Source organism: Pseudomonas asturiensis, assembly GCF_900143095.1.
GTDB lineage: Bacteria > Pseudomonadota > Gammaproteobacteria > Pseudomonadales > Pseudomonadaceae > Aquipseudomonas > Aquipseudomonas asturiensis.
In genome coordinates this window covers 519,137-535,008 of sequence record NZ_FRDA01000002.1, presented here as the reverse complement: position 1 = coordinate 535,008, position 15,872 = coordinate 519,137, and the positions used below count along the sequence as shown (strand labels likewise).

Sequence of the window (15,872 nt, the reverse complement as noted above, 5' to 3'; positions counted from 1 at the left end):
CGTCTGGAGTATCATCCACCTCAATCCGCCTGACCTTAAAAAATTTTGGTTGACTGCGCGGACCCTTTTTACCCAATGTGGGTTCTATTGTTTGTAACACCGTTTAGCTGATAGTCAAGGTCATGCGGCAGTCCATTTCAAAACCGGTCAGACTGCGACTCACGCTCAATCCGCCCTTTTACCGTGAACGTTTCTTTCCATGCATGCATTCAGCAAGATTCGACTAACATTCAATCAGGATGGTCCGCAGTCACACGAGGACGACTCGGCTGGCATCGCAGTGCAGGACGCCAAGCCGACCCTGCAGGCTCCACCTATGTACAAGGTGGTTTTATTTAACGATGACTACACCCCGATGGATTTCGTCGTTGAAGTACTCGAGGTGTTTTTTAACCTGAATCGTGAGCTGGCCACCAAGGTCATGCTGGCCGTCCATACAGAGGGACGGGCAGTCTGCGGATTGTTTACCCGCGACATCGCCGAGACCAAGGCAATGCAGGTCAATCAATACGCCAGGGAGAGCCAGCATCCACTACTCTGTGAGATCGAGAAGGACGGTTAAACGCCGACCACTTGGGTATGAGGTGAAGCTATGTTAAACCGTGAGCTCGAAGTCACCCTCAATCTGGCCTTCAAGGAAGCTCGTTCAAAACGTCATGAGTTCATGACGGTCGAGCACCTCCTGCTGGCTTTATTGGATAACGAGGCTGCAGCCACTGTCTTGCGTGCCTGCGGCGCAAACCTCGATAAACTCAAGCATGATCTGCAGGAGTTTATCGACTCCACCACACCGCTGATCCCCGTCCATGACGAGGACCGTGAAACCCAGCCCACGCTAGGTTTTCAGCGCGTACTGCAACGCGCAGTCTTCCATGTTCAGAGCTCCGGCAAGCGAGAAGTGACCGGCGCCAACGTACTGGTCGCGATTTTCAGTGAGCAGGAAAGCCAGGCTGTGTTTCTGCTCAAGCAGCAGAGCGTTGCCCGGATTGATGTCGTCAATTACATCGCCCATGGTATCTCCAAGGTCCCAGGGCATGGCGAACACTCTTCTGAAGGTGAACAAGATATGCAGGACGACGAGGGCGGTGAAGCATCTTCCTCTGGCAATCCTCTGGATGCCTATGCCAGCAATCTGAACGAATTGGCGCGGCAGGGGCGCATTGATCCACTGGTAGGCCGTGAGACGGAAGTCGAGCGTGTTGCGCAGATTCTGGCGCGTCGTCGCAAGAACAACCCGTTGCTGGTCGGAGAGGCAGGCGTCGGCAAGACGGCCATTGCCGAAGGCCTGGCCAAGCGCATTGTCGACAATCAGGTCCCTGATCTGCTGGCGAGCAGTGTGGTGTACTCGCTCGATCTGGGCGCGTTGCTGGCTGGCACGAAGTATCGGGGCGATTTCGAGAAGCGTTTCAAGGCGTTGCTCAATGAACTGCGCAAACGTCCTCACGCGATTCTGTTCATCGACGAAATCCACACGATCATTGGTGCCGGTGCGGCGTCCGGTGGGGTCATGGATGCGTCGAATCTGCTTAAGCCGCTGTTGTCTTCGGGTGATATCCGTTGCATCGGCTCGACCACCTTCCAGGAATTCCGCGGCATTTTCGAGAAGGACCGGGCGCTGGCCCGTCGTTTCCAGAAAGTCGATGTGTCCGAGCCTTCGGTTGAAGACACCATTGGCATCCTGAGAGGGCTCAAGGGGCGTTTCGAGCAGCACCACAGTATCGAGTACAGCGATGAGGCATTGCGCGCCGCTGCCGAGCTTGCGTCGCGCTACATCAATGACCGCCACATGCCAGACAAGGCGATTGACGTGATTGACGAGGCGGGTGCCTATCAGCGCCTGCAGCCGGTCGAGCAGCGCGTGAAACGAATCGAAGTGCCTCATGTCGAGGACATCGTCGCCAAGATCGCGCGTATTCCCCCGAAACACGTCAACAGTTCCGACAAGGAGCTGCTGCGTAACCTGGAGCGCGACCTCAAGCTCACGGTGTTCGGTCAGGATGCTGCGATTGATTCGCTGTCCACTGCGATCAAGCTGTCACGGGCTGGCCTCAAGTCGCCGGACAAGCCAGTCGGGTCATTCCTGTTCGCAGGTCCGACCGGTGTCGGCAAGACCGAAGCGGCGCGTCAACTGGCCAAGGCGCTGGGCGTCGAACTGATTCGTTTCGACATGTCCGAGTACATGGAGCGGCATACCGTTTCACGTCTTATCGGTGCGCCTCCAGGCTACGTCGGTTTCGATCAGGGTGGTTTGTTGACCGAAGCCATCACCCGTCAGCCGCATTGCGTGTTGCTGCTCGATGAAATCGAGAAGGCGCATCCGGAAGTCTTCAACCTGCTGTTGCAGGTGATGGACCACGGTACGCTGACTGACAATAACGGACGCAAGGCGGACTTCCGCAACGTCATTGTGATCATGACCACCAACGCCGGTGCTGAATCGGCGGCGCGGGCTTCGATCGGTTTCACGCATCAGGATCACTCGTCCGATGCGATGGAAGTGATCAAGAAGAGCTTCACGCCGGAGTTCCGCAACCGTCTGGATACCATCATCCAGTTTGGCCGTCTCAGCCACGAAGTCATCAAGAGCGTGGTCGACAAGTTCCTCACCGAGCTTCAGGCGCAACTGGAAGACAAGCGTGTTCTGCTCGAAGTCTCCGACGCGGCCAGAAGCTGGCTGGCGCAGGGTGGCTACGACGCAGCGATGGGAGCCCGGCCGATGGCGCGCCTGATTCAGGACAAGATCAAGCGGCCTTTGGCCGAAGAGATCCTGTTCGGCGAATTGTCGGAGCACGGCGGTGTGGTTCACATCGACATCAAGGATGGCGAGATCACGTTCGACTTCGAAACCACGGCAGAAATGGCGTGATGTAGAGGGCGCTGCGTCCGGGAGCGGGCGCAGCACTTGAGCGTGCTGAGTATCCTGCAGAAACAAAAACGCCCGGCATATGCCGGGCGTTTTTGTTGATGCCTGATTAACGAGCGCGGTAGGTGATACGCCCTTTACTCAAGTCATAGGGCGTCAACTCTACACGCACCTTGTCGCCGGTCAGAATACGGATGTAATTCTTGCGCATCTTGCCGGAGATATGCGCGGTTACGACGTGCCCGTTTTCCAACTCCACGCGAAACATGGTGTTGGGCAGGGTGTCGACGACAGTGCCTTCCATTTCGAAGCTGTCTTCTTTCGACATGCAGTAAAGCCCTCGGTATACAAATGAGTGGCCCGGTGCAAGTGGCGCCAGGCAAAAGCGGCGTGCATTGTGCCCGAAAAAACCTGTTTAAGCCAAGGGGTTCAATACAGAGTGACCCATCTTTGATTGGTCAGAAGCTCGATAGGGCGATATTGGGTCTTGTAATTCATCTTTTTGCAGTTCTTTATCCAGTACCCCAGGTACACCGCGTGCAACTGAAGTCTGGCGGCTTCGGCGATCTGCCATAAAATCGCGTATCGCCCCAGACTGCGGCGCTCCTCGTCCGGTTCGTAAAAGGTGTAAACCGCAGAAAGGCCGTTGGGCAACAGGTCGGTGACAGCGACTGCCAGCAGTCGCTCATCGAGGCGAAATTCGTAAAAGCGCGAAAATGGCAGGTCGCGTACCAGAAATGTCGAAAACTGGTCGCGACTGGGTGGAAACATGTCGCCATCGGCGTGCCGTTCTTCGATGTAGCGCCTGTAAAGCTCGAAATATTCCTGGGTGAAAACGGGTTTGGTGCTGCGTACCTGAATGTCGGCGTTGCGCTTGAGAATCCGTTTCTGCTGTCTGTCGGGCACAAAAAGGTTCACGGGAATGCGTGCAGGCACACAGGCGCTGCAATTCTGACAGTGAGGGCGGTACAGGTGATCGCCGCTGCGCCGAAAGCCCATGTCCGACAGGTCCGCGTAAACCTGTACGTCCATGGGTTGGCTGGGGTCCAGAAACAGCGTAGTCGCCTGCTCTTCAGGCAAATAACTGCAGGTATGGGGTTGAGTGGCATAAAACTTAAGCCGCGCCAGCTCGGTCATGATCGCCCCCTTGTCAGAAAATCCATAGGTATGAGTGTATGCCAGCCTGTCAAACTCGCCTAGGCAACCAGTCTGCGTTAGTCGGGCTATCGAGGTGCCTGTTCAGGTAGTCGGCAAACATCTGACGGGGAATAGAGCGTGCTCCGAAGCTGTGAAGGTGCTCAGTGGGCATCTGGCAGTCGATCAGTACGAATCCCCAGGCCTGCAGGCGTTCGACCAGCGTGGCGAATCCGACCTTCGAGGCGTTGTCTGCACGGCTGAACATGGATTCCCCGAAGAACAGTTGCCCCATTGCCAGGCCGTACAGTCCGCCCACCAGTGTTTCTTCCTCCCAGACCTCGACGCTGTGAGCATGGCCGCGCCGATGAAGTTCAAGGTAGGCGTCCTGCATCGATGTCGTGATCCAGGTTTCATTGGCGTAGCTGCGCGGTGCTGCGCAGGCCTGTATGACCGCCGCAAAATCCTTGTCGAACGTCACGCTGTAACGAGCCTGACGCAAGGTTTTGCCCAGGCTGCGCGAAACATGCAGCTCATCTGGCAGCAGAACGGTGCGCGGGTCCGGCGACCACCACAGGATCGGCTGACCCTCTTGGAACCATGGGAAACAACCGTGGCGATAGGCGCGAATCAGTCGGTCGGCGGACAGGTCGCCGCCAGCAGCCAGCAAGCCGTTGGGCTCGCGCAGCGCTTTGTCCAGTGGTGGGAAATCGAGGCTGTTGCGTTGCAACCAGGTCAGCATGGCGTCACGACTTTGCGGAAGGGGAGGGCGCACGCCTGGCGTGCGTGCAACTCTGAGCGGCAAATGCGGTCACAAACGATCGTCATTATGGTACGTACCTGTGGCGTTCGATAGGGTGCGCATACAAAGGGCAGTTCAGGGGCATCGGGTTGTACCCGGTTGTTCGAATCATGTCATAAGCCTTTGTCACGCAACAGAATGCATGCTCAAATTGAACGTGGTCGGCAATGCTTGAAAATTAACGGCGTCTGCGCAAGGTTTTTGTGCGGTGTGCAACCGGTTCAGCGAGTTTTCGTACAGACCTTACGGCTCTTGAGGCCGTACAATGCCGACATTGCGCATTATCATCAAACGGCTTTCAATCAGGCGTTCCAGATAGCTGCGAGCCTTTGCTCACCAAGGCCCAGTCGTTACCTTTGCGCAGTTGTTCAAAGTCAATCAACGAGATGTTCGCGCTCCAGCGCAGGAAATAAAGCGTTTTGAAGAAATCCACACCAGCACCCAGCGCTGTTCCGCTTTGGCGGCAGCAATTGCATTATCGACTCAAGGAAGGCGCTCTGATTGCCTTCGGTGCCCTGTGCCTGTACCTGATGATGGCGCTGTTGACCTACGATCAGAGCGATCCCGGCTGGAGCCATACCAGCAGCGCCTCGCAGGTCCAGAACGCCGCCGGCCGTGCCGGGGCGTTCTGTGCTGACATCCTGTTCATGGTGCTGGGCTACTTTGCCTATATTTTTCCGTTGCTGCTGGCGATCAAGGCCTGGCAGGTCTTTCGCCATCGTCACGAACCGTGGCAGTGGAGCGGCTGGCTGTTTTCATGGCGTTTGATCGGGCTGGTCTTCCTGGTGCTGGCGGGTGCTGCGCTGGCGCACATCCACTTCCATTTTTCGGCAGGTTTCCCAGGTTCCGCCGGTGGCGTGCTCGGCGAGGTGCTGGGCGATCTGGCCAAGAAGGCACTGAATATCCAGGGCAGCACCTTGCTGTTCATTGCCCTGTTCCTGTTTGGCCTTACCGTGTTTACCGACCTCTCCTGGTTCAAGGTCATGGACGTGACCGGCAAGATCACGCTGGACCTGTTCGAGCTGTTTCAGGGCGCAGCCAACCGCTGGTGGACGGCACGTGCCGAGCGCAAGCAGATGGTGGCGCAACTGCGTGAAGTCGATATGCGAGTCAACGATGTCGTTGCGCCGGTAGCTCCCGACCGCCGCGAGCAGGCCAAGGCCCGCGAGCGTCTGATCGAGCGCGAGGAATCCCTGAGCAAACACATGACCGAGCGCGAAAAGCATGTGCCGGCGGTGATCGCTCCCGCGCCGTCTCGTCCACCTGAGCCAAGCAAGCGTGTGCAGAAGGAAAAGCAGGCGCCGTTGTTCGTCGACAGCGCGGTGGAAGGCACATTGCCCCCGATTTCGATTCTCGACCCGGCGGAAAAGAAGCAACTCAACTACTCGCCCGAGTCGCTGGCGGCTGTCGGGCATCTGCTGGAAATCAAACTCAAGGAGTTTGGCGTCGAGGTGTCGGTGGACTCCATCCATCCGGGTCCGGTGATTACGCGTTACGAGATCCAGCCAGCCGCTGGCGTCAAGGTCAGTCGTATTTCCAACCTGGCCAAGGACCTTGCGCGCTCGCTGGCCGTGACCAGCGTACGTGTGGTCGAAGTGATTCCGGGCAAGACCACTGTCGGCATCGAGATCCCCAACGAGGACCGCCAGATCGTGCGTTTCTCGGAAGTACTGTCCACGCCTGAATACGACAACGCCAAGTCTCCTGTGACGCTGGCGCTCGGTCATGACATCGGCGGCAAGCCGGTCATCACCGATCTGGCGAAGATGCCGCACCTGCTCGTCGCGGGTACGACGGGTTCCGGTAAGTCGGTGGGCGTCAACGCGATGATCCTTTCGATCCTGTTCAAGTCCGGTCCGGACGACGCCAAGCTGATCATGATCGACCCGAAGATGCTTGAATTGTCGATCTACGAAGGTATCCCGCACCTGCTCTGTCCGGTGGTGACCGACATGAAGGACGCTGCCAACGCCTTGCGCTGGAGCGTCGCGGAGATGGAGCGTCGTTACAAGCTGATGGCCAAGATGGGCGTGCGTAACCTGTCGGGCTTCAACCAGAAGGTCAAGGATGCTCAGGATGCCGGAGAGCCTTTGGCGGATCCTTTGTACAAGCGCGAGAGCATTCATGACGAAGCGCCGCTGTTGACCAAGTTGCCAACCATCGTGGTGGTGGTGGACGAGTTCGCCGACATGATGATGATCGTCGGCAAGAAGGTCGAAGAACTCATCGCCCGCATCGCCCAGAAGGCGCGTGCTGCCGGTATTCACCTGATTCTTGCGACCCAGCGGCCGTCGGTGGACGTGATCACTGGCCTGATCAAGGCCAACATTCCGACACGCATGGCGTTTCAGGTATCGAGCAAGATCGATTCGCGGACCATCATCGACCAGGGTGGTGCCGAGCAACTGTTGGGCCACGGCGACATGCTCTACATGCCACCCGGCACCAGCCTGCCGATTCGTGTACACGGTGCTTTCGTCTCCGACGAAGAAGTGCACCGCGTGGTAGAAGCATGGAAGCTGCGCGGCACGCCGGACTACAACGACGACATTCTGGCTGGTGTCGAAGAAGCGGGCAGTGGTTTTGATGGCGGTGGTGGTGAAGGTGGTGAAGACAGCGAAAGTGATGCGCTTTACGACGAGGCCGTCAAATTCGTTCTCGAAAGCCGCCGTGCATCGATCTCTGCTGTGCAGCGCAAACTCAAGATTGGCTACAACCGCGCTGCCCGCATGATTGAGGCGATGGAAATGGCTGGTGTCGTGACCTCCATGAACACCAACGGCTCGCGCGAGGTCATCGCTCCCGGCCCCATGCGTGACTGATTAAACCGTTACAGACTGCGTCGACAGCGGGTCCTGCTCGCTGTCGTTCCACCCAATGACTGCAAAGAGGAATTCCATGCGTCTTATCCGCATGCTGTTGGCAACCGCCCTGACCTTTTCCGTGATTCCCGCCCATGCCGACAGCAAGGACGTGGCACGCCTGACCCAGTTGCTGGAAAATTCCCGCACGCTGACAGCAAGCTTTTCCCAGTTGACGCTCGATGGCAGCGGCACCCAGTTGCAGGAAACGACCGGCAAGATGGCACTGCAGCGTCCTGGTTTGTTCAACTGGCATACCGATGCGCCTCAGGAACAACTGATGGTGTCGGATGGCAAGAAAGTCTCGCTCTGGGACCCGGATCTTGAGCAGGTCACTATCAAGACCCTGGATCAGCGCCTGACCCAGACCCCGGCGCTGCTGCTGTCCGGTGATGTGTCGAAAATCAGCGAAAGCTTTGATATCACAGCCAAGGAAGCCGGTGGCGTGATCGACTTCGTGCTCAAGCCCAAGACCAAGGACACGCTGTTCGACAGCCTGCGTCTGTCGTTTCGTAACGGCATCATCAACGACATGCAATTGATCGACAGTGTTGGCCAGCGTACCAATATCCTGTTCACCGGCGTCAAGGCCAATGAGTCGATTGCCGCCAGCACGTTTCAGTTCCAGATACCCAAGGGTGCTGATGTCATTCAAGAGTAAGAAGGCCTGATTCCTGACCATGGACCTGTTTAGCCGCGAACCTATTGCCCAGCCGCTGGCCGCACGCCTGCGTGCGACCAACCTGGATGAGTATGTCGGTCAGGAGCACGTTTTGGCTCATGGCAAGCCGCTGCGTGAGGCGCTGGAGCAGGGCGCTCTGCATTCCATGATTTTCTGGGGCCCGCCCGGTGTCGGCAAGACGACGCTCGCCCGGCTGCTGGCCAAGGTTTCGGACGCACACTTCGAAACGGTGTCGGCTGTGCTGGCCGGGGTGAAGGAAATTCGCCAGGCCGTCGAGGTCGCCAAGCAGCAGGCGGGTCAGTACGGTCGGCGTACGATCCTGTTTGTTGACGAGGTACATCGTTTCAACAAATCGCAGCAGGATGCGTTCCTGCCGTATGTTGAAGACGGCACACTGATCTTCATCGGTGCGACCACCGAGAACCCATCGTTCGAGCTCAACAACGCCTTGCTGTCACGGGCACGGGTCTACGTGCTCAAGAGCCTGGACGAAACCGCACTGCGCAAGCTGGTGCACCGTGCTTTGACAGAGCATCGCGGCCTTGGTCAGCGTCAACTGACCCTGAGCGATGAAGGTTTTGCCATTCTGATGGCTGCGGCTGACGGCGACGGTCGGCGCATGCTCAACTTGCTCGAAAATGCTTCCGATCTGGCAGAAGATGGCAGCGAGATTGGCACCGAACTGCTGCAAAGCCTGCTGGGCGACAGTCGGCGTCGTTTTGACAAGGGCGGCGAAGCGTTCTACGACCAGATTTCGGCGCTGCACAAATCGATTCGTGGCTCCAATCCAGATGCGGCGTTGTACTGGTTCGCCCGCATGATCGATGGTGGTTGCGACCCGCTGTATCTGGCGCGCCGTGTGGTGCGCATGGCCAGCGAAGACATCGGTAATGCCGATCCCCGCGCGTTGCCTCTGTGCATGTCCGCCTGGGACGTGCAGGAGCGCCTTGGCAGCCCGGAAGGCGAGCTGGCGGTTGCTCAGGCAATTGTCTATCTGGCCTGCGCTGCGAAGAGCAACGCCGTGTATATGGCGTTCAAGGCCGCCATGCGCGAAGCCTCTGAACACGGCTCGCTCGAGGTTCCGTTGCATCTGCGCAATGCGCCGACCAAGCTGATGAAACAGCTCGGTTATGGTGAAGAATACCGTTACGCCCACGATGAACCTGACGCTTATGCTGCCGGCGAAGACTACTTCCCTGATGAGCTCGAACCGCGTCAGTATTACCAGCCAGTGCCTCGCGGCCTGGAACTCAAGATCGGCGAAAAACTCAGGCATCTGAGCGCCCTGGATGAAGCAAGCCCTCGCAAGCGGAGAAAGTAGTGATTCAGACCATTCTTGCGGTGTCGATTGCCGGTATCGCTGGTACATTATTGCGCTTTGCAGCAGGCACATGGGTCAGTGCCCACTGGCCGCGGTATTTCTACACCGCGACGCTGGCAGTCAATATCGTCGGATGCCTGATCATTGGCATCCTGTACGGTCTGTTTCTGCTGCGTCCTGAAGTGCCCATCGAGATTCGTGCCGGCCTGATCGTCGGCTTTGTAGGGGGTCTGACGACCTTTTCATCCTTTTCACTGGATACGCTGCGCCTGCTGGAAAGCGGGCAACTGCCACTGGCCCTGGGCTATGCCGGCATCAGCGTGTTCGGCGGGCTGCTCGCAACCTGGGTTGGCCTGTCCCTGACCAGACTTTGATAGACGAGAGAACGATATGCTCGATTCCAAACTGTTACGTACTCAACTTCAGGACGTAGCGGATCGCCTAGCTTCCCGTGGTTTTACACTGGACGTGGCCCGTATTGAAGCGCTGGAAGCCCAGCGCAAGGTTGTGCAGACCCGCACCGAACAGTTGCAGGCCGAGCGTAACGCCCGTTCCAAGTCCATCGGTCAGGCCAAGCAACGCGGCGAAGACATTGCGCCGTTGATGGCCGACGTCGAGCGCATGGGCAACGAGCTCAGTGAAGGCAAGGTCGAGCTGGACGGCATTCAGGCCGAGCTGGACGCGCTGGTGCTCAATATCCCGAACCTGCCACACGAATCGGTGCCGGTTGGTGCCGATGAAGAGGGCAACGTCGAGGTAAGCACCTGGGGCACGCCGACCCGCTTCGATTTCGAGGTCAAGGACCACGTTGCGCTGGGCGAACAGTACGGCTGGCTGGATTTCGAAACCGCCGCCAAGCTGTCCGGTGCGCGTTTTGCGCTGCTGCGTGGCCCTATCGCGCGTCTGCACCGCGCTCTGGCGCAGTTCATGATCAACCTGCACATCAACGAGCATGGCTACGAAGAGGCTTACACGCCTTATCTGGTTCAGGCGCCTGCCTTGCAGGGCACTGGTCAGTTGCCGAAGTTCGAGGAAGACCTGTTCAAGATTTCCCGTGAAGGCGAGGCGGATCTGTACTTGATCCCGACCGCTGAAGTGTCGCTGACCAACATCGTGTCCGGCGAGATTCTGGATGTCAAACAGCTGCCTTTGAAGTTCGTCGCCCACACGCCGTGCTTCCGCAGTGAAGCGGGCGCATCGGGTCGTGACACCCGTGGCATGATTCGCCAGCATCAGTTCGACAAGGTCGAGATGGTGCAGATCGTCGCGCCGGACGAGTCCATGGCCGCGCTCGAATCGCTGACCGGCAACGCCGAACGTGTTCTGCAACTGCTTGAGCTGCCTTATCGCAAACTGGCCTTGTGCACCGGCGATATGGGTTTCAGTGCCGTGAAGACCTACGACCTTGAAGTCTGGATTCCGAGCCAGGACAAGTACCGTGAAATCTCTTCGTGCTCCAACTGCGGGGATTTCCAGGCGCGTCGCATGCAGGCCCGCTGGCGCAACCCGGAAACGGGCAAGCCGGAGCTGGTTCACACGCTGAACGGTTCCGGTCTGGCAGTGGGTCGTACGCTGGTAGCGGTTCTGGAGAACTACCAGCAGGCGGACGGTTCGATTCGTGTGCCGGAAATCCTCAAGCCCTACATGGGCGGCCTTGAGGTCATCGGTTAAATGGAATTCCTGCCGCTGTTCCATAACCTGCGTGGCAGCCGAGTGCTGGTGGTCGGCGGCGGTGAGATTGCCTTGCGCAAATCCCGGCTGATCTTCGAGGCAGGCGCCGTCATCAGGGTCGTCGCTCCGGAAATCGAGAGTCAGTTGCGCGAGCTGGTTGTCCAGAGCGGCGGTGAGCTGATTTTGCGTGGCTACCACGCAGATGATCTTGAAGGCTGCGTGCTGATCATTGCCGCAACCGACGACGAGCCGCTGAACGCCCAGGTTTCCCAGGATGCCCGGTCACGCTGTGTGCCGGTGAACGTGGTGGATGCGCCTGCCCTGTGTACGGTGATCTTCCCGGCGATTGTCGACCGTTCGCCGTTGGTCATTGCCGTGTCCAGCGGTGGCGATGCGCCCGTGCTGGCGAGACTGATCCGCGCGAAGCTGGAAACCTGGATTCCGTCGACCTACGGGCAACTGGCAGGCCTGGCGGCGCGCTTTCGTCATCAGGTCAAAGGCCTGTTTCCAAATGTGCAGCAGCGTCGTGCTTTCTGGGAAGATGTTTTTCAGGGGGCCATTGCCGATCGGCAACTGGCCGGGCAGGGCGCGGAGGCAGAGCGCCTGCTGATCGCCAAGATTGCAGGCGAACCGCCACCGGAAACCGGTGAGGTGTATCTGGTGGGCGCCGGTCCCGGCGATCCGGATCTGCTGACGTTCAAGGCACTGCGTCTGATGCAGCAAGCGGATGTGGTGCTGTATGACCGTCTGGTCGCGCCGACCATTCTTGATCTGTGCCGTCGCGATGCCGAGCGGGTCTATGTCGGCAAACGTCGCTCCGAACACGCCGTGCCTCAGGATCAGATCAACAAGCAGTTGGTCGATCTGGCCAAACAGGGCAAACGTGTGGTTCGCCTGAAAGGCGGTGATCCGTTTATCTTTGGTCGGGGTGGCGAGGAAATCGAAGAACTGGCCGCTCATGGCATTCCGTTTCAGGTGGTGCCAGGTATCACGGCCGCCAGTGGCTGCGCGGCGTACGCCGGTATTCCGCTGACGCACCGCGATCATGCGCAATCGGTGCGTTTCATCACCGGTCACCTGAAGGATGGCACGACGGATCTGCCGTGGTCCGATCTGGTGGCTCCGGCGCAGACCCTGGTGTTCTACATGGGGTTGATCGGTTTACCGGTGATTTGCGAAGAACTGATCAAACATGGTCGGTCGGCGGATACGCCAGCCGCGCTGGTTCAGCAGGGCACCACCACCAATCAACGTGTGTTCACGGGCACGCTGGCCAATCTGCCGCAAATGGTCGCCGAGCATGAAGTGCATGCGCCGACGCTGGTGATCATTGGCGAAGTGGTGAAATTGCGAGAAAAACTGGCCTGGTTCGAAGGCAGTCAGGCCAGTGTCTGATGTCGGTTAATGGATAGCCCGTTCGGGCTATCCATCTTCATATTCCCTTATTTTTTCCAGACGCCCATGCCGGACAGCCGTTCGCGATCATGGCTGGCCTCAAGATTCAGCGCCGGACCTTTGGGGATGATCCCTGTAGGGTTGATCGTGCGATGGCTCGCGTAATAGTGACCCTTGATGTGCTCGAAGTTCACGGTCTCGGCGATGCCTGGCCACTGGTACATTTCGCGCAACCAGTTGCTGAGGTTCGGGTAATCAGCGATTCGTCGCTGGTTGCATTTGAAATGGCTGTAATAGACCGCATCGAAGCGCACGACGGTCGTGAACAGGCGCACATCGGCTTCGGTCAGGTGTTCGCCTGCCAGATAACGCTTTTCTCCCAGCAGATTTTCCAGCTCGTCCAGTTCTGCGAATACATCGTCGAACGCTTCATCATAAGCATGCTGCGAGGTCGCAAAGCCTGCGCGATACACACCATTATTGACCGCCGGATAGATGCGTTCGTTGAGTTCGTCGATGGTCGCCTGCATCGCTGACGGATAGAAATCCAGTCGGTTGCCGGTCAGTTCGTCGAACGCTGAGTTGAACATGCGGATGATCTCCGCCGACTCGTTGCTGACGATGCGCTGTTGCTGTTTGTCCCACAATACCGGCACGGTGACCCGGCCTGTGTAGTGAGGGTCGTCGGCGGTATAGCGCTGATGCAGAAAGGTCAGGTTGTCGAGGGCATCACCGCTGGAGCCTTTTTGCTGATCGAAGGTCCAGCCATTTTCCAGCATCAGCCAACTGACCACCGAGACGTCGATCAGACTTTCCAGGCCTTTGAGCTTGCGAAGAATCAGCGTGCGGTGTGCCCATGGGCAGGCGAGGGAAACATATAAATGGTAGCGGCCTGCTTGCGCGGCGAAACCGCCTTCGCCCGACGGTCCCGGTGTGCCGTCGGCTGTGACCCAGCTACGGCGCTGAGCGTTTTCACGTTGGAACGCGCCGTCTTTACTGCTTTCGTACCACTGGTCATGCCAGCGTCCTTCGACCAGAAGGCCCATGTCTGACTCTCCATTTCTGAATATATAAGATTTGGAGGTCAGTCTAGTGGCATCGGTTCGACCTAAAAGCGCAAATTGTGGCCGATCATCATCGATAAAGCTGATCGGTCACAGATTCTTGTCACGACGCTCCCAGAATGTATGGGCCTGCGCAAACGCTTCGTCACGCGCTATACCGAGACCGCGCAATGCCAGCGCCATGGTGGAGATCAGCGCCAGTTGCGGATAGCTGTCTTCCAGCTCGCCACGCCACAGAGCGACCAGCTGCGCGGGCTCAAGTGTGGGCGGTTTGACGTGACGACGAGGGGAGAGAGCGGGCCACTCCTCATCCCACGGCTGCCCGCCGGTGGTGCCGTACAGATGGCTGATGGTGTCCGGGTTGATCTCGATCTCACCGCCATCGCCCTTGACTACGATAGCGTTGTCGCCCAGAAGGCTGCTCGCGTCACGATGTACGCTTTGATAGCCGGGATGGAAGATGCTTTGCAGACCGCAGCGCGCTTGCAGCGGATTGAGGATGCGCGCCAGCGAATGGATGGGAGAGCGCAGACCCAGCGTGTTGCGCAGGTCGATCATGCGTTGCAATTGTGGCGCCCAGTCGGCGAGCGGGATGAATGCCAGGTTGCTCTGTGCCATCGTCGTTTCGACTGACGACCAGTTGCGGCACAGTGAAATATCCAGCAAACCGAGCAGTTGCTCGGTGTACAGCCGCCCGGCGGTGTGGGCGCCGCCGCCGTGCAGCAGTATTTTGATGCCGTTCTGGGACAGGCATTTGGCGGCCAGCAAGTACCACGGCAGATGGCGTTTTTTGCCTGCGTAGGTCGGCCAGTCGATATCGATCTGTATCGGCGGCGCGTTGAGGCGTTCGCGTACGGCTTCGGTGAAACCTGCCAGTTCTTCCGGGCTTTCTTCCTTATGACGCAGCAGCATCAGGAAGGCGCCAAGCTGCGTGTCCTCGACTTTCTCATCGAGCACCATGCCCATGGCCTCGCGCGCTTCTTCGCGCGTCAGGTTGCGTGCGCCACGCTTGCCCTTGCCCAGAATGCGCACGAACGGCGCGAAGGGATGTTCTGCAGGGGTTTCAGTCACAAGTGGGGCGTAGTCGTTCATATGCAATTGGTCGGTTTGGGCAGGCCCGCCAGCTTGGCGGCGAGTTTGGCGGGAGTGCCGTTGAACAGGCGATTGAGGTGCAAGCTGTTGCCTTTTTCGGCACCCAGTTTCAAGGCGGTGTATTTGATCAGTGGGCGGGTCGCGGGAGACAACTGAAACTCTGCATAGAAGTCACGCAACAGCTCGAGAACCTCGACGTGCTCGGCTGTCAATGTCAGGCCTTCGGCGTCCGCCAGCGCATGAGCGACGTCCATGGACCAGTCATTGAGGTCCTGCAGGAATCCGTCCTTGTCGAGTGGCAGCGTGCGGTCGGCGACCATCAGTTGCTTCATAGCCAGGTGTTCACTTTGTCAAAACGGATCGACAGCTCGACGAAGCCCGCGTAATCCACGCTGACAATTCCGGCAGGTAACTCAAGGTTACGCGCCATCAAGTCTTCATCGAGCACGTACAGCGATTCAAGGTTTGCCTGTTGCAGCCTGTCCAGCGCTGCGCTGGACGGCATCAGCGCGTAAGTAGCGTCGCCACACAGCAGAATGCCGTCGTCGTCGCCCAGCAGGCGCAGGCAGCTGTCCAGCCGGTTGTCAGTGAAGGGCGAGTGGGAAATAACATGCAACGTGCTCATCAGAGTGTAATCACCTGGTCATAGCGCTCGAACAACGCCGAAAGCTCGGGCTGGGCGGTCAGCAACTGGATGTCTTCGTCCAGATCATCGCGGGGTATGCCACGTTCAGCGAGGCTGAGCGCGCAGGCATAAAGGTCTTCGACGCCGAACATCGGCAGTGCTTTAAGGTTGGCGCTCAGGTCTTTCTGTTGCAGGGCTTGCGCATTTTGTTGCGGCAACAGTTGCAACACGCCGTCATCCAGAAACAGCAGGCCGACAGGCAGATCGAACGCGCCGCCTGCCAGCACGATATCCAGCGCTTCGCGAGCACCCGGGCCGGACCAGGGCGACTGGCGACTCACAATCAACAGTGATTTTGCCAT

At 58.4% G+C, this 15,872-nt stretch carries 16 protein-coding genes; 8 read left to right on the top strand and 8 right to left on the bottom strand.

Features of this window, described 5'->3' with window-relative positions; translation table 11 throughout:
• Window positions 1-199: 199 nt before the first annotated feature.
• Both clpS and clpA read left to right on the top strand, forming a co-directional pair.
• The gene (gene clpS, locus BUB69_RS05500) at window positions 200-562 is read left to right on the top strand and encodes an ATP-dependent Clp protease adapter ClpS (RefSeq protein ID WP_004884680.1); all 363 of its coding nucleotides are present in this window, start codon (window positions 200-202) and stop codon (window positions 560-562) included.
• A 30-nt stretch (window positions 563-592) separates the two neighbouring features.
• The gene (gene clpA / locus BUB69_RS05495) at window positions 593-2,866 is read left to right on the top strand and encodes an ATP-dependent Clp protease ATP-binding subunit ClpA (RefSeq protein ID WP_073163149.1); all 2,274 of its coding nucleotides are present in this window, start codon (window positions 593-595) and stop codon (window positions 2,864-2,866) included.
• Window positions 2,867-2,972: 106 nt separating this feature from the next.
• On the opposite strand, the gene infA is transcribed toward clpA, so the two are convergent.
• The 3 genes from infA to aat form a co-directional block, all read right to left on the bottom strand.
• Entirely contained in the window at window positions 2,973-3,191 is a 219-nt protein-coding gene (infA, locus tag BUB69_RS05490) for a translation initiation factor IF-1 (RefSeq protein ID WP_002553999.1), read from the bottom strand.
• Between the two features lie 101 nt (window positions 3,192-3,292).
• Entirely contained in the window at window positions 3,293-4,000 is a 708-nt protein-coding gene (locus BUB69_RS05485) for an arginyltransferase (protein WP_073163147.1), read from the bottom strand.
• 49 nt (window positions 4,001-4,049) lie between these two features.
• A complete protein-coding gene (gene aat, locus BUB69_RS05480; RefSeq protein WP_073163145.1) occupies window positions 4,050-4,739 on the bottom strand; it encodes a leucyl/phenylalanyl-tRNA--protein transferase in 690 nt (229 codons plus the stop codon).
• A 479-nt stretch (window positions 4,740-5,218) separates the two neighbouring features.
• Between aat and ftsK the strand changes: the two genes are divergently transcribed.
• From ftsK to cysG, 6 genes are all read left to right on the top strand, one after another.
• A complete protein-coding gene (gene ftsK, locus BUB69_RS05475) occupies window positions 5,219-7,621 on the top strand; it encodes a DNA translocase FtsK (protein ID WP_073163143.1) in 2,403 nt (800 codons plus the stop codon).
• Between the two features lie 76 nt (window positions 7,622-7,697).
• On the top strand, window positions 7,698-8,321 hold the full coding sequence (lolA, locus tag BUB69_RS05470; protein WP_073163140.1) for an outer membrane lipoprotein periplasmic chaperone LolA: 624 nt from the start codon (window positions 7,698-7,700) through the stop codon (window positions 8,319-8,321).
• A gap of 19 nt (window positions 8,322-8,340) precedes the next feature.
• A complete protein-coding gene (locus BUB69_RS05465) occupies window positions 8,341-9,663 on the top strand; it encodes a replication-associated recombination protein A (protein ID WP_073163138.1) in 1,323 nt (440 codons plus the stop codon).
• The gene (gene crcB, locus BUB69_RS05460) at window positions 9,663-10,037 is read left to right on the top strand and encodes a fluoride efflux transporter CrcB (protein WP_004884696.1); all 375 of its coding nucleotides are present in this window, start codon (window positions 9,663-9,665) and stop codon (window positions 10,035-10,037) included. Before BUB69_RS05465 ends, crcB begins: the two co-directional genes overlap by 1 nt.
• Before the next feature lie 16 nt (window positions 10,038-10,053).
• Window positions 10,054-11,334: a serine--tRNA ligase gene (serS, locus tag BUB69_RS05455; protein WP_073163136.1), complete on the top strand. Its 1,281-nt coding sequence runs from the start codon at window positions 10,054-10,056 to the stop codon at window positions 11,332-11,334.
• Window positions 11,335-12,729, top strand: coding sequence for a siroheme synthase CysG (cysG, locus tag BUB69_RS05450; RefSeq protein WP_073163133.1), 1,395 nt, complete (start codon window positions 11,335-11,337; stop codon window positions 12,727-12,729).
• A gap of 47 nt (window positions 12,730-12,776) precedes the next feature.
• On the opposite strand, the gene BUB69_RS05445 is transcribed toward cysG, so the two are convergent.
• From BUB69_RS05445 to tusC, 5 genes are all read right to left on the bottom strand, one after another.
• Window positions 12,777-13,775: a glutathione S-transferase family protein gene (locus BUB69_RS05445; RefSeq protein WP_073163131.1), complete on the bottom strand. Its 999-nt coding sequence runs from the start codon at window positions 13,773-13,775 to the stop codon at window positions 12,777-12,779.
• Window positions 13,776-13,883: 108 nt separating this feature from the next.
• Window positions 13,884-14,885: a glycosyl transferase family protein gene (locus BUB69_RS05440; RefSeq protein ID WP_073163129.1), complete on the bottom strand. Its 1,002-nt coding sequence runs from the start codon at window positions 14,883-14,885 to the stop codon at window positions 13,884-13,886.
• Complete coding sequence (locus tag BUB69_RS05435; RefSeq protein WP_073163127.1) at window positions 14,882-15,217, bottom strand: TusE/DsrC/DsvC family sulfur relay protein; 336 nt, start codon at window positions 15,215-15,217, stop codon at window positions 14,882-14,884. The genes BUB69_RS05440 and BUB69_RS05435 overlap by 4 nt, the downstream gene beginning before the upstream one ends.
• Window positions 15,214-15,510, bottom strand: coding sequence for a sulfurtransferase complex subunit TusB (gene tusB / locus BUB69_RS05430; RefSeq protein WP_073163125.1), 297 nt, complete (start codon window positions 15,508-15,510; stop codon window positions 15,214-15,216). The genes BUB69_RS05435 and tusB overlap by 4 nt, the downstream gene beginning before the upstream one ends.
• Complete coding sequence (gene tusC / locus BUB69_RS05425) at window positions 15,510-15,872, bottom strand: sulfurtransferase complex subunit TusC (protein ID WP_073163122.1); 363 nt, start codon at window positions 15,870-15,872, stop codon at window positions 15,510-15,512. The genes tusB and tusC overlap by 1 nt, the downstream gene beginning before the upstream one ends.